Origin of the sequence: Mycobacterium sp. E2497, from assembly GCF_001668695.1 — a bacterium.
Taxonomy (GTDB): domain Bacteria; phylum Actinomycetota; class Actinomycetes; order Mycobacteriales; family Mycobacteriaceae; genus Mycobacterium.
On the sequence record NZ_LZKD01000028.1, the window covers coordinates 32,933 to 45,516 of the forward strand.

A 12,584-nucleotide genomic window follows, 5' to 3' on the forward strand; every position below is an offset into this window, starting at 1 on the left:
TAAGCACCCCGATGAACGCAAGCGAAGGGCCCCGCCATGGCAGCTCAGCCGGAAACGTCCGGGGCCGGGCGTCCGCGCGGGGGGAGAACGGGCTCGCGCCCTGCCAAGCTGAGCCGCGAAGGCATCATCGACGGCGCGCTCACCTTCCTGGACCGGGAGGGCTGGGACGCCCTCACCATCAACGCGCTGGCGACGCAACTCGGCACCAAGGGGCCGTCGCTGTACAACCACGTGGACAGCCTGCAGGACCTGCGCCGCGCGGTGCGGATCCGCGTCATCGACGACATCATCACGATGCTGAACAGGGTCGGCGAGGGTCGCGCCCGCGACGACGCCGTGCTGGTCATGGCGGGCGCCTACCGCAGCTACGCCCATCACCACCCCGGCCGGTACTCGGCGTTCACCCGGATGCCGTTCGGCGGTGAGGATCCCGAGTACACGGCGGTGACCAGGGGCGCGGCCGCGCCGGTGATCTCGGTGCTGTCCTCCTACGGTCTCGACGGCGAGGAGGCCTTCCACGCTTCGCTGGAGTTCTGGTCCGCGCTGCACGGCTTCGTGCTGCTGGAGATGACCGGTGTGATGGACGACATCGACACCGACGCGCTGTTCTCGGACATGGTGCTGCGGCTGGCGGCGGGCATGGAGCGGCGCGTCGCGCACAACCCCGCAAGAGGTTAGGTCCGATGGTGGCGGCCCGCTGCGCCCGGCTCGCATCGACTGTGGCGGCCCGCTGCGCCCGGCTTCGCCGCGCTTGCGACCACCACGGCCGCGCTTGCGACCACCACGGCCGCGCTTGCGATCGCCACGAACCGCCGCTTTGACCTGCGAGACCGGCGGCGGGTATTGTGGAGGCTCGTGCCTGGCGGCTTACGGCGCCTAACCGTAAGGAAGTGGATGCCGGGCAAATTCGCATGTCCACGATGCATCGGATCTTCTCCGGTGCGCAGCGCGTGCGACACACCCGGCCGCGGGGTAGTGCGGCAGGGCAAAACTGCAGTACGAAGACTTGAGAACAGCCGACAGGCACCGAACACGAACACAGAAAGCCGGTAGATGCCAACGATTCAGCAGCTGGTCCGCAAGGGTCGCCGCGACAAGATCGCCAAGGTCAAGACCGCGGCCCTGAAGGGCAGCCCGCAGCGCCGTGGCGTATGCACTCGCGTGTACACCACCACTCCGAAGAAGCCGAACTCGGCGCTTCGGAAGGTCGCGCGCGTCAAGCTGACCAGCCAGGTCGAGGTCACCGCCTACATCCCGGGTGAGGGCCACAACCTGCAGGAGCACTCGATGGTGCTGGTCCGTGGTGGCCGAGTCAAGGACCTGCCCGGTGTGCGGTACAAGATCATTCGCGGTTCGCTCGACACCCAGGGGGTCAAGAACCGCAAGCAGGCTCGCAGCCGTTATGGCGCCAAGAAGGAGAAGAGCTGATGCCGCGCAAGGGGCCCGCGCCGAAGCGTCCGTTGGTCAACGACCCGGTCTACGGGTCGCAGCTGGTCACCCAGCTGGTGAACAAAGTCCTCCTGCAGGGGAAGAAATCGCTGGCCGAGCGCATTGTTTATGGAGCGCTCGAGAATGCCCGGGACAAGACGGGCACCGATCCTGTGATCACGCTCAAGCGCGCCCTCGACAACGTCAAGCCCGCGCTGGAGGTGCGCAGCCGCCGCGTCGGCGGTGCGACCTACCAGGTGCCGGTCGAGGTCCGTCCGGACCGGTCCACCACGCTGGCGCTGCGCTGGCTTGTCAGCTTCTCGCGGCAGCGCCGGGAGAAGACGATGGTCGAGCGGCTGGCGAACGAGATCCTGGACGCCAGCAACGGCCTGGGAGCCTCCGTCAAGCGGCGTGAGGACACCCACAAGATGGCCGAGGCCAACCGCGCCTTCGCGCACTATCGCTGGTAAAGGCGGCGTCCGGCGCCGAACTGGCAGAGTGGCCGGGCGCAACCAAGACAGCAACCAAGCAATCGAAAGAGTGGGAAGACTTCTGTGGCACAGAAGGACGTGCTGACCGACCTGACCAAGGTCCGCAACATCGGCATCATGGCGCACATCGACGCCGGCAAGACGACGACGACGGAGCGCATCCTCTACTACACCGGTATCAGCTACAAGATCGGTGAGGTCCACGATGGCGCCGCCACCATGGACTGGATGGAGCAGGAGCAGGAGCGCGGAATCACCATCACCTCCGCCGCCACCACCTGCTTCTGGAACGACAACCAGATCAACATCATCGACACCCCCGGGCACGTCGACTTCACCGTCGAGGTGGAGCGCAGCCTGCGCGTGCTCGACGGTGCCGTGGCCGTCTTCGACGGCAAGGAGGGTGTCGAGCCGCAGTCCGAGCAGGTGTGGCGCCAGGCCGACAAGTACGACGTCCCGCGGATCTGCTTCGTCAACAAGATGGACAAGATCGGCGCCGACTTCTACTTCTCGGTGCGCACGATGGAAGAGCGCCTGGGCGCCAACGTCATCCCGATCCAGCTGCCGGTCGGCTCCGAAGGCGACTTCGAGGGCGTCGTCGACCTGGTCGAGATGAAGGCCAAGGTGTGGAGCGCGGAGGCCAAGCTCGGTGAGAAGTACGACGTCGTCGACATCCCCGCCGACCTGCGGGAGAAGGCCGACGAGTACCGCACCAAGCTGCTCGAGGCCGTCGCCGAGACCGACGAGTCGCTGCTGGAGAAGTACCTGGGCGGCGAGGAACTCACCGTCGAGGAGATCAAGGGCGCACTCCGCAAGCTGACCATCAGCTCGGAGGCCTACCCGGTGCTGTGCGGCAGCGCGTTCAAGAACAAGGGCGTGCAGCCGATGCTGGATGCGGTCATCGACTACCTGCCCTCGCCGCTGGACGTGCCGCCGGCCGTCGGCCACGCGCCCGGCAAGGAGGACGTCGAGGTCATCCGCAAGCCGTCCACCGACGAGCCGTTCTCGGCGCTGGCGTTCAAGGTCGCCACGCACCCGTTCTTCGGCAAGCTCACCTACGTCCGGGTGTACTCGGGCAAGGTCGACTCCGGCAGCCAGGTCATCAACTCCACCAAGGGCAAGAAGGAGCGGCTGGGCAAGCTGTTCCAGATGCACTCCAACAAGGAGAACCCGGTGGAGACCGCGTCGGCGGGTCACATCTACGCGGTGATCGGCCTGAAGGACACCACCACCGGCGACACCCTGAGCGACCCGAACGACCAGGTCGTACTGGAGTCGATGACCTTCCCGGACCCGGTCATCGAGGTGGCCATCGAGCCCAAGACCAAGAGCGACCAGGAGAAGCTGAGCCTCTCGATCCAGAAGCTCGCCGAAGAGGACCCGACGTTCAAGGTGCACCTGGACCAGGAGACCGGCCAGACCGTGATCGGCGGGATGGGCGAGCTGCACCTGGACATCCTGGTGGACCGCATGCGCCGCGAATTCAAGGTCGAGGCCAACGTCGGTAAGCCACAGGTGGCCTACAAGGAGACCATCAAGCGGGCCGCGAACAACGTCGAGTTCACCCACAAGAAGCAGACGGGTGGCTCCGGCCAGTTCGCGAAGGTGATCATCAACCTCGAGCCGTTCACCGGCGAGGACGGCGCCACCTACGAGTTCGAGAACAAGGTCACCGGTGGCCGCATCCCCCGGGAGTACATCCCGTCGGTGGACGCGGGCGCGCAGGACGCGATGCAGTACGGCGTGCTGGCCGGTTACCCGCTGGTGAACCTCAAGGTCACGCTGCTCGACGGCGCCTTCCACGAGGTCGACTCCTCGGAGATGGCGTTCAAGATCGCCGGTTCGCAGGTGCTGAAAAAGGCTGCCGCGCAAGCACAGCCGGTGATCCTGGAACCCATCATGGCCGTCGAGGTCACCACGCCCGAGGACTACATGGGCGACGTGATCGGCGACCTGAACTCTCGCCGTGGCCAGATCCAGGCCATGGAGGAGCGAAGCGGTGCACGCGTCGTCAGGGCGCACGTGCCGCTGTCGGAGATGTTCGGCTACGTCGGCGACCTGAGGTCCAAGACCCAAGGCCGGGCGAACTACTCCATGGTGTTCGACTCCTACGCCGAAGTGCCGGCGAACGTGTCGAAGGAGATCATCGCGAAGGCGACGGGTCAGTAAACATCTGCTCGGAGTAATCTTGCCGGGTCATTGCAAAGCCTTGGGCGCGGCACAACTGAAAACACCAACACTGCTTTAACAAGCACCAACAAGTCCAGGAGGACAACGAAGTGGCGAAGGCGAAGTTCGAGCGGACGAAGCCGCACGTCAACATTGGGACCATCGGTCACGTTGACCACGGCAAGACGACGCTGACCGCGGCTATCACCAAGGTTCTGCACGACAAGTACCCGGACTTGAACGAGTCCCGCGCGTTCGACCAGATCGACAACGCGCCCGAGGAGCGTCAGCGCGGTATCACCATCAACATCTCCCACGTGGAGTACCAGACCGACAAGCGGCACTACGCCCACGTCGACGCCCCCGGCCACGCCGACTACATCAAGAACATGATCACCGGCGCCGCCCAGATGGACGGCGCGATCCTGGTGGTCGCCGCCACCGACGGCCCGATGCCGCAGACCCGCGAGCACGTGCTGCTGGCGCGTCAGGTGGGCGTGCCCTACATCCTGGTGGCGCTGAACAAGGCCGACATGGTCGACGACGAGGAGCTGCTGGAGCTCGTCGAGATGGAGGTCCGCGAGTTGCTGGCCGCCCAGGAGTTCGACGAGGACGCCCCGGTCGTTCGGGTGTCGGCGCTCAAGGCGCTCGAGGGCGACGCGAAGTGGGTCGAGTCCGTCGAGCAGCTGATGGACGCGGTCGACGAGTCGATCCCGGACCCGGTCCGCGAGACCGAGAAGCCGTTCCTGATGCCGGTGGAGGACGTGTTCACGATCACCGGTCGTGGCACTGTGGTCACCGGTCGTGTCGAGCGCGGCGTGATCAACGTGAACGAGGAAGTCGAGATCGTCGGCATCCGGCCGACCAGCACCAAGACCACGGTCACCGGTGTGGAGATGTTCCGCAAGCTGCTCGACCAGGGGCAGGCCGGTGACAACGTCGGTCTGCTGCTGCGCGGTATCAAGCGCGAGGACGTCGAGCGCGGTCAGGTCGTCACGAAGCCCGGCACCACCACGCCGCACACCGAGTTCGAGGGCTCGGTCTACATCCTGTCCAAGGATGAGGGCGGCCGGCACACGCCGTTCTTCAACAACTACCGTCCGCAGTTCTACTTCCGCACCACCGACGTGACCGGTGTGGTGACACTGCCGGAAGGCACCGAGATGGTGATGCCCGGTGACAACACCAACATCTCGGTCAAGCTGATCCAGCCCGTCGCCATGGACGAGGGTCTGCGGTTCGCGATCCGCGAGGGTGGCCGCACCGTCGGCGCCGGCCGGGTCGTCAAGATCATCAAGTAGTCCGTCCGCGCTAAAGCCCGGATTGCCGATTGCGGCAATCCGGGCTTTATGCGTTTTACCGGGCCGAACGCGGCCGGCTCCGCTACGATTCCTCGGTAAGGGAGTCGGGGGCGGAAGATGACCGGGAGGTTCGGATGTCCTTCGTATTCGCGACGCCTGAATACGTGGAGGCAGCGGCGTCGGATCTAGCCAGGATCGGCTGGACGATCACGTCGGCGAACTCGATGGCGATGGGCCCGACGTCGACCGTGCTGGCCCCGGGCGCCGACGAGGTGTCCGCGGGCATCGCGGCGCTGTTCGGCGCGCACTCTCAGGTATATCAGGCGCTCAGCGCGCAGGCCGCGGCGTTTCACAACCAGTTCGTGCAACTGATGAATGGCGGCGCGGCGCAATACCTGGCCACCGAGGCCGCTAACACCACGCCGTTGCAGGCCGCGGGGGCACCCGCGTCGATGGCCGCGCAGCTGCCGGCGGCGGCGGCCGCGGGCGGTTCGGCGCCGGGCGTACCGGCGGCCCCCCTGATGTCGGCGATCGCGCCGGCTTCGGCGATCGCGGGCAATCCGGCAGCGGCCGGCCCGACGGTGGTCGCCGGCGCCGCGGGGCCGGCCGGGCTGGCCCCGGCCGCCACGCCCGCGACGCCGGTGAATATGGTGACGCCCGCCTACGCCCCGGCCGCCTCGCAGCCGGTAGCGACCCCTCCGACGACGGTCAACCCGCTCGTCTCGACGCCCGCCCAGGTTGAGACACCGCAGGCCGCCGCGGCCCCGGCGATGCCGGTATCGACCGGCACACCGGTGAAAATGGTGTCGGCCCATTCGCCCACCCCGGGGACTTCGGCGGGGTCGTCGGCGCGTCCCGCGCCGCCGCTGATACCCAGGGTGGACTGACACTCCGGCCGTTCGCGCGTATGCGAGTCGTGCTGAGACCGCGACAGCTAATCTGACACGGAAATTCGGCCAGTGTAAGGAGACACTCGTGTTGGCGCGCTACCTGAAGGCACAGTTGGTGGTTTTACTGTGCGGCGGCCTGGTCGGGCCGATTTTCCTGATCGTCTATTTCACCCTCGGGCTCGGCAGCCTGTTGCAGTGGATGTTCTATGTCGGTCTCCTCGTCACCGTGGCCGACGTGCTGATCGCGCTCGCACTGGCCAACTACGGCGCGAAGTCCTCGGCCAAGACCGCGGCGCTCGAACAAAGCGGGGTGCTGGCCCTCGCCCAGATCACCGGCGTCACCGAGACCGGGACGTGGATCAACAACCAGCAGGTGGTCAAGGTGCACCTGCACATCGCCGGGCCCGGGTTCCTACCGTTCGACAGCGAGGACCGGGTGATCGCCAGCGTGACCCGGCTGGGCAACCTCAACGCACGCAAATTGGTGGTGCTGGTCAATCCCACCACCAATGAATACCTAATCGACTGGGAGCGAAGCGCTTTGGTCAACGGCCTGGTGCCCGCCCAGTTCACGGTGTCCGAAGACAACCAGACCTACGACCTGAGCGGGCAGGCCGGCCCGTTGATGGAGATCCTGCAGATCCTCAAGGCCAACAACGTCCCGCTGAACCGGATGGTGGACATCCGGTCGAATCCGGTGCTGCGCCAGCAGATTCAGGCGGTGGTGCGCCGGGCGGCCGAACAACAGGCGCCGGCCGCCCAGCCGGCCCCCCAACCGGCGACTGCCGGCGGGCCCGCACCGGTGGTCACGCCCCCGCAACCATCGATCGCTCAACGGCTGCAGGAACTCGAGACGCTGCGCGCCAGCGGCGCGCTGACCGACCAGGAGTACAGCAGCCGGCGGGCCCAGATCATCTCCGAAATCTGATCGCCGGCCGAGTTAGAACAGGTTTCAGTTCCGCTGCTAGCCTGACTCCGTGACTGGATCACTGCAGGGGCGGGTCGCGTTCATCACCGGCGCCGCCCGCGCCCAGGGCCGTTCGCACGCGGTGCGGCTGGCCCGCGAGGGTGCCGACATCATCGCGCTCGACATCTGTGCGCCGGCGTCGAAGTGCCTCACCTACACGCCCGCCACGCCGGAGGACCTCGCCGAGACGGTCCGCCTGGTGGAAGCCGAGGGGCGCAAGGTGTTGGCGCGCGAAGTGGACATCCGGGACGACGCCGCCCTGCGCCAGCTCGTGGCCGACGGCGTCGAACAATTCGGCCGGCTCGACATCGTGGTGGCCAACGCCGGAGTCCTGAGCTGGGGCCGGGTTTGGGAGCTCACCGACGAGCAGTGGGACACGGTGATCGGGGTCAACCTGACCGGCACCTGGCGCACCCTGCGGGCCACCGTGCCCGCGATGATCGAGGCCGGCAACGGGGGGTCGATCGTGGTGGTCAGCTCGTCGGCGGGGCTGAAAGCCACGCCCGGCAACGGGCATTACTCGGCCAGCAAACACGGTCTCACCGCGCTGACCAACACGCTGGCCATCGAGCTCGGCGAATACAACATCCGCGTCAACTCCATCCATCCGTATTCGGTCGACACCCCGATGATCGAGCCGGAGGCGATGATGGAGATATTTGCCCGCCATCCCAGCTTCGTGCACAGCTTTCCCCCGATGCCCTTGCAGCCCAACGGCTTCATGACCCCCGATGAGGTGGCCGATGTTGTGGCGTGGCTAGCTGGCGACGGCGCGGGCACCCTCACCGGCACGCAGGTGCCCGTGGACAAGGGCGCCTTGAAGTACTGACCGGCCAGCGTGGTATGAACTCCACGTGACCGCTAGCAAAGGAATCGTGATCGTCGGTGGCGGTCTGGCCGCCGCCCGGACCGCCGAGCAGCTTCGCCGGTCGGGTTACGCGGGCCGCGTCACGATCGTCAGCGACGAGGTGCACCTGCCCTACGATCGCCCGCCGCTGTCAAAAGAGGTGCTGCGCAAAGAAGTCGACGACGTGGCCCTCAAACCCCGCGAGTGGTACGACGAGAACGACATCACCCTGCGGCTCGGCGCCGCGGCCACCGGCCTGGACACCGCGGCGCAGACGGTGACGCTGGCCGACGGGTCCGTGATCGGCTACGACGAACTCGTCATCGCGACCGGCCTGGTGCCGCGGCGCATCCCGACGCTGCCTGATCTGGAGGGCATCCGGATGCTGCGCACGTTCGACGAGAGCCTGGCGCTGCGCGAACACGCGTCCGCCGCGCGGCGCGCCGTGATCGTCGGCGCCGGCTTCATCGGCTGCGAGGTGGCGGCCAGCCTGCGCAGCCTCGGGGTGGACGTGGTGCTGGTCGAGCCCCAGCCGACGCCCCTGGCGTCGGTGCTCGGCGAGCAGATCGGTGGGCTGGTCGCGCGGCTGCACCGCGAGGAAGGGGTCGACGTCCGCCTCGGCGTCGGGGTGGCCGACGTGCGCGGCGACGGCCGGGTGGACACCGTGGTGCTGTCCGACGGCTCCGAGCTGGCGGCCGACCTGGTGGTGATCGGCATCGGGTCGCACCCGGCGACCGGCTGGCTCGAGGGCAGCGGCGTCGAGGTGGACAACGGCGTGCTCTGCGACCAGGCCGGACGGACCAGCGCGCCCAACGTGTGGGCGCTCGGTGACGTCGCCTCCTGGCGCGATGCGACGGGACATCAAGCGCGCGTGGAACATTGGAGCAATGTCGCCGACCAGACCCGCGTCGTGGTGCCCGCGATGCTGGGCCAGGACGTGTCGTCGGCCGCGGTCGTCGTCCCGTACTTCTGGAGCGACCAGTACGACGTGAAGATCCAGTGCCTGGGAGAACCGGAGGCCACCGACACCGTCCACCTCGTCGAGGACGACGGCCGCAAGTTCCTGGCCTACTACGAGCGCGACGGGGTGTTGGTCGGCGTCGTCGGTGGCGGGATGCCGGGCAAGGTCATGAAGGTCCGCGGCAAGATCGCAGCCGGCGCACCCATTTCCGACGTGCTGGGCTGACCGGCTACCGCCAGTGCACCGGCGGACCGTGCGGGTGGCATTCGCCGAGAACCTCCAGCTCGCCCCCGGGCCACCGGCGCGCCCGCACCAGGAACCGGATCGGTGAGTCGGGGCCGCCGCGCGCCGGCTCCAGCGTGAGGTGCACGAACGGCGACCGCGCGTCCGCCTGTGCGCCCACCGCGCGGACCCGGGCGCGCACCGTCTCGCGCTCCTCCTCGGACAGGTACTGCCAGGTGATCGAGTGCCACAGCACCGTCAGCGCGCCCTCGGCAGGCGCCAGGCCGGCGACCGCGTCGGCCGCGGTCTGGCGCGCCAGCCGTGCCGGCACCTGCCGGGCGACCTCGATGGCGCCGCGCAGCCGTTCGAGCCGGGCCGTCTGGTCGGGCCAGACGTAGCTCAACACGGTGAGCTCGCCGTCGGCTGCGGTGACGTCGACGGGTGCGATGTCGTAGCCGTGCCGCTCGACGATGCGCAGCCCGCCGCCGGGCGGCAGAGCGCCGCGCCACGCGTCGGTGATGGTCACCGGCGAATCGCTGGGTCCCCACTCTCCTCCGGCGAAGCGGTACCGGTAGCGGTCCGCGCGCAGGTTGAGTCCCGCGCTGGTGCCGATCTCGAAAAGCCTTATCGGCAGGTCTGATTCACCGTTGATGCGCAACAGGGCGCCGATGAGTGCCGCGGAGCGCCCCACCTCGTTGGTCTGGGGCGGTTGCCGCAACGCCGCCCGCAGCGTTTCGGTGTGGCCGGCCACGACGTCCACGATCTCGGGCCACGCCCGTTCGGCGTCCCAGCTGCCGCCCGTGCTGGGATACCACCGGCGCAGCTGCTCAGCCCGGCCGTCGAGCACCAACCGGTGCAGGCCGCCGAGCAGCCGCAGCGGCACCGCGAGGCGGGAGGGGGCGTCCTCGTGCCCGGACAAGACGGCCGCGAAGACCCCGCCGGCGGCGACGTCGCGGGCCACCAGCTCGAAAAGCTCGCCGTACATCGGCGAGCCGGAGCCCGCGCAGAACCGCCCCTGCGCGCGCAGGGTGTGCAGCAGGTGGTCGGCGGTCATCGATCCAGCCCGTGCAACCCGGTGGCCACCACGTCGAACGCCTGGCCCAGCGCGGTCGGCAGCGGCACGGACTCGTCGCCGAGCCAGTGCTCGTAGGCCGACAGCGCCACCCCCAGCATGGTCCAGGCGACTGTCCGGGGCAGCAGGTCGGTCGTCTTGCGGTCCGATCGGCGGGCCACGAAACCGGCGATCACCTCGCGCCAGCCGGCGTACATGGTCATCGAGTAGGCCTGCAGCTCGGCCGTTTGCAGTATCACCCGCATGCGCTGGCGGTGTCGCGCGGTCTCGGACTCGTCAAAGGTGTTGAACGCCAACAGTGCATCGCGCAACGCCTGACCCAACGGCACCCGCGGATCGACGTCGTCGAACAGGTCGCTCAGGTGCGCGAGGTGGGTGTCGAAGTCGCCCCACGGGATGGCGTTCTTGGAGGCGTAGTAGCGGAACAGGGTCCGCCTCGAGATGCCGGCGGCGTGCGCGACGTCGTCGACGCTGACGTCGGCGAAACCGCGGGCGCTGAACAGCTCGATGGCGACGTCGGTGATGTGGTGGGGCGTGGTCGAGCGGCGACGGCCCACCCGCGGCTGCGGCCCCATGAGACCCCGCCCTTCCATTTCGGCACTCGATGCCATATTCTGACGAAGCTTGTGACCCAAGTCCCATCGTTGTCAAGACCCGGCGAAAGGCAAAGACCCATGGACCACGAGACCGAGACCGAGACCCAGCTCGTCGCCGAGACGCTGGTCGAAGAGGTGTCCATCGACGGCATGTGCGGGGTCTACTGACCGCGTGTTCGACCCCGACCGCGGCTGGCGGCTGCACCCGCAGGTGGCGGTTCGACCCGAACCGTTCGGGGCGCTGCTCTATCACTTCGGCACCCGCAAGCTGTCGTTTCTGAAGAACCGCACCATCCTGACGGTGGTGCGGTCCCTGGCCGACCATCCCGACGTGCGCTCCGCCTGCCGCGCGGCGGGCGTGGACGACTCGGGTGAGGCGCCGTACCTGCAGGCGCTGGGCGTGTTGGCCGATTCGTCGATGTTGGTTCCTCAGGAGGCCCCATGACCGCCGGACTGGCCAGAGTGCCGCGGCTCATCGAGCAGTTCGAGAGCGGGCTGGATGCGCCCATCTGCCTGACGTGGGAGTTGACCTACGCCTGCAATCTGGCGTGCGTGCACTGCCTTTCGTCGTCGGGTAAGCGGGATCCGCGGGAGCTGTCCACCCGGCAGTGCATGGACATCATCGACGAGCTGGAACGCATGCAGGTGTTCTACGTCAACATCGGCGGCGGGGAGCCGACCGTGCGGCCGGACTTCTGGGAGCTGGTCGACTACGCCACCGCGCACCACGTCGGGGTGAAGTTCTCCACCAACGGCGTCCGCATCACCGAAGAGGTGGCCACCCGGCTGGCAGCCAGCGACTACGTCGACGTCCAGATCTCGCTCGACGGCGCCACCGCGGAGGTCAACGACGCGGTCCGGGGACCCGGCTCCTTCGACATGGCGGTGCGTGCGCTGGAGAACCTGGCGGCGGCGGGCTTCGCGGACGCCAAGATCTCGGTGGTGGTCACCCGGCACAACGTCGACCAGCTCGACGAATTCGCCGCGCTGGCACGCCGTTACGGTGCGACCCTGCGGATCACCCGCCTGCGTCCGTCGGGGCGGGGCGCGGACGTCTGGGAGGACCTGCACCCCACCGCTGCCCAGCAGGTCCAGCTGTATGACTGGCTGGTGGCCAAGGGGGAGCGGGTGCTCACCGGTGATTCCTTCTTCCACCTGTCCCCGCTGGGCTCGGCCGGCGCGCTGGCCGGCCTGAACATGTGCGGTGCCGGCCGGGTGGTGTGCCTGATCGACCCGGTGGGCGATGTCTACGCCTGCCCGTTCGCCATCCACGACCGCTTCCTGGCCGGAAACGTGTTGAGCGACGGTGGATTCGACAACGTCTGGAAGAACGCACCGCTGTTCCGCGAGTTGCGCGAACCGCAGTCCGCGGGCGCCTGCGGCAGCTGCGGGCACTACGACGCCTGCCGGGGCGGGTGCATGGCGGCCAAGTTCTTCACCGGGCTGCCGATGGACGGGCCGGATCCCGAATGCGTCCAGGGGCACAGCGCGTCGGCGCTGGCCCGGCAGCGGGAGACGCCGCGTCCCCGCGCCGACCATTCCCACGGGCGCCGGGTCCGGCAGCCGGTGCCGCTGACGCTGTCGGTGCGACCGCCGGACGCGCCGCCCGCCCGCCTGTGCAACGAAAGCCCGGTCTAGCC

The 12,584-nt window shown here is 68.2% G+C and carries 14 protein-coding genes; 12 read left to right on the forward strand and 2 right to left on the reverse strand.

What is annotated here, in order from left to right:
• Nucleotides 1-36: 36 nt before the first annotated feature.
• The 9 genes from A5713_RS02270 to A5713_RS02310 all read left to right on the forward strand — a co-directional run bounded on the left by A5713_RS02270 (nucleotide 37) and on the right by A5713_RS02310 (nucleotide 9,279).
• Entirely contained in the window at nucleotides 37-678 is a 642-nt protein-coding gene (locus tag A5713_RS02270; protein ID WP_068092121.1) for a TetR/AcrR family transcriptional regulator, read from the forward strand.
• A 375-nt stretch (nucleotides 679-1,053) separates the two neighbouring features.
• Complete coding sequence (gene rpsL / locus A5713_RS02275; protein WP_007167812.1) at nucleotides 1,054-1,428, forward strand: 30S ribosomal protein S12; 375 nt, start codon at nucleotides 1,054-1,056, stop codon at nucleotides 1,426-1,428.
• Nucleotides 1,428-1,898: a 30S ribosomal protein S7 gene (rpsG, locus tag A5713_RS02280; protein WP_007167813.1), complete on the forward strand. Its 471-nt coding sequence runs from the start codon at nucleotides 1,428-1,430 to the stop codon at nucleotides 1,896-1,898. Before rpsL ends, rpsG begins: the two co-directional genes overlap by 1 nt.
• An 84-nt stretch (nucleotides 1,899-1,982) precedes the next feature.
• Complete coding sequence (fusA, locus tag A5713_RS02285; protein WP_082972724.1) at nucleotides 1,983-4,088, forward strand: elongation factor G; 2,106 nt, start codon at nucleotides 1,983-1,985, stop codon at nucleotides 4,086-4,088.
• A gap of 110 nt (nucleotides 4,089-4,198) precedes the next feature.
• A complete protein-coding gene (gene tuf, locus A5713_RS02290; protein WP_067921884.1) occupies nucleotides 4,199-5,389 on the forward strand; it encodes an elongation factor Tu in 1,191 nt (396 codons plus the stop codon).
• 134 nt (nucleotides 5,390-5,523) lie between these two features.
• Nucleotides 5,524-6,276 carry a PE family protein gene (locus tag A5713_RS27185; RefSeq protein ID WP_082972725.1) on the forward strand — a complete coding sequence of 251 codons (753 nt, stop codon included), beginning with the start codon at nucleotides 5,524-5,526 and terminating at the stop codon, nucleotides 6,274-6,276.
• Between the two features lie 88 nt (nucleotides 6,277-6,364).
• Nucleotides 6,365-7,207, forward strand: coding sequence for an SHOCT domain-containing protein (locus A5713_RS02300; protein WP_067921880.1), 843 nt, complete (start codon nucleotides 6,365-6,367; stop codon nucleotides 7,205-7,207).
• A 49-nt stretch (nucleotides 7,208-7,256) separates the two neighbouring features.
• Nucleotides 7,257-8,075 (forward strand): mycofactocin-coupled SDR family oxidoreductase, encoded by an 819-nt coding sequence (locus A5713_RS02305; protein WP_067921877.1) that lies wholly within the window; start codon nucleotides 7,257-7,259, stop codon nucleotides 8,073-8,075.
• Between the two features lie 25 nt (nucleotides 8,076-8,100).
• Complete coding sequence (locus A5713_RS02310) at nucleotides 8,101-9,279, forward strand: NAD(P)/FAD-dependent oxidoreductase (RefSeq protein ID WP_068092127.1); 1,179 nt, start codon at nucleotides 8,101-8,103, stop codon at nucleotides 9,277-9,279.
• Nucleotides 9,280-9,283: 4 nt separating this feature from the next.
• On the opposite strand, the gene A5713_RS02315 is transcribed toward A5713_RS02310, so the two are convergent.
• Complete coding sequence (locus A5713_RS02315) at nucleotides 9,284-10,330, reverse strand: DUF2332 domain-containing protein (protein WP_068092130.1); 1,047 nt, start codon at nucleotides 10,328-10,330, stop codon at nucleotides 9,284-9,286.
• Nucleotides 10,327-10,923, reverse strand: coding sequence for a mycofactocin system transcriptional regulator (mftR, locus tag A5713_RS02320; protein ID WP_068092134.1), 597 nt, complete (start codon nucleotides 10,921-10,923; stop codon nucleotides 10,327-10,329). Before mftR ends, A5713_RS02315 begins: the two co-directional genes overlap by 4 nt.
• Nucleotides 10,924-11,022: 99 nt before the next feature.
• Between mftR and mftA the strand changes: the two genes are divergently transcribed.
• Genes mftA through mftC form a run of 3 tightly spaced genes read left to right on the forward strand, consistent with a single transcriptional unit; the run spans nucleotide 11,023 to nucleotide 12,582 of the window.
• Complete coding sequence (gene mftA / locus A5713_RS02325; RefSeq protein WP_040621348.1) at nucleotides 11,023-11,112, forward strand: mycofactocin precursor MftA; 90 nt, start codon at nucleotides 11,023-11,025, stop codon at nucleotides 11,110-11,112.
• A 4-nt stretch (nucleotides 11,113-11,116) separates the two neighbouring features.
• Entirely contained in the window at nucleotides 11,117-11,389 is a 273-nt protein-coding gene (gene mftB, locus A5713_RS02330) for a mycofactocin biosynthesis chaperone MftB (RefSeq protein ID WP_068092137.1), read from the forward strand.
• A complete protein-coding gene (mftC, locus tag A5713_RS02335) occupies nucleotides 11,386-12,582 on the forward strand; it encodes a mycofactocin radical SAM maturase (RefSeq protein WP_068092139.1) in 1,197 nt (398 codons plus the stop codon). Before mftB ends, mftC begins: the two co-directional genes overlap by 4 nt.
• The last annotated feature ends 2 nt before the right edge of the window (nucleotides 12,583-12,584 follow it).

Coding starts and splice junctions, on each gene's coding strand:
- mftA (WP_040621348.1), top strand. CDS start 11,023: ATGGACCACGAGACCGAGACCGAGACCCAGCTCGTCGCCGAGACGCTG.
- A5713_RS02270 (WP_068092121.1), top strand. CDS start 37: ATGGCAGCTCAGCCGGAAACGTCCGGGGCCGGGCGTCCGCGCGGGGGG.
- rpsL (WP_007167812.1), top strand. CDS start 1,054: ATGCCAACGATTCAGCAGCTGGTCCGCAAGGGTCGCCGCGACAAGATC.
- rpsG (WP_007167813.1), top strand. CDS start 1,428: ATGCCGCGCAAGGGGCCCGCGCCGAAGCGTCCGTTGGTCAACGACCCG.
- mftC (WP_068092139.1), top strand. CDS start 11,386: ATGACCGCCGGACTGGCCAGAGTGCCGCGGCTCATCGAGCAGTTCGAG.
- A5713_RS27185 (WP_082972725.1), top strand. CDS start 5,524: ATGTCCTTCGTATTCGCGACGCCTGAATACGTGGAGGCAGCGGCGTCG.
- A5713_RS02315 (WP_068092130.1), bottom strand. CDS start 10,330: ATGACCGCCGACCACCTGCTGCACACCCTGCGCGCGCAGGGGCGGTTC.
- mftR (WP_068092134.1), bottom strand. CDS start 10,923: ATGGGGCCGCAGCCGCGGGTGGGCCGTCGCCGCTCGACCACGCCCCAC.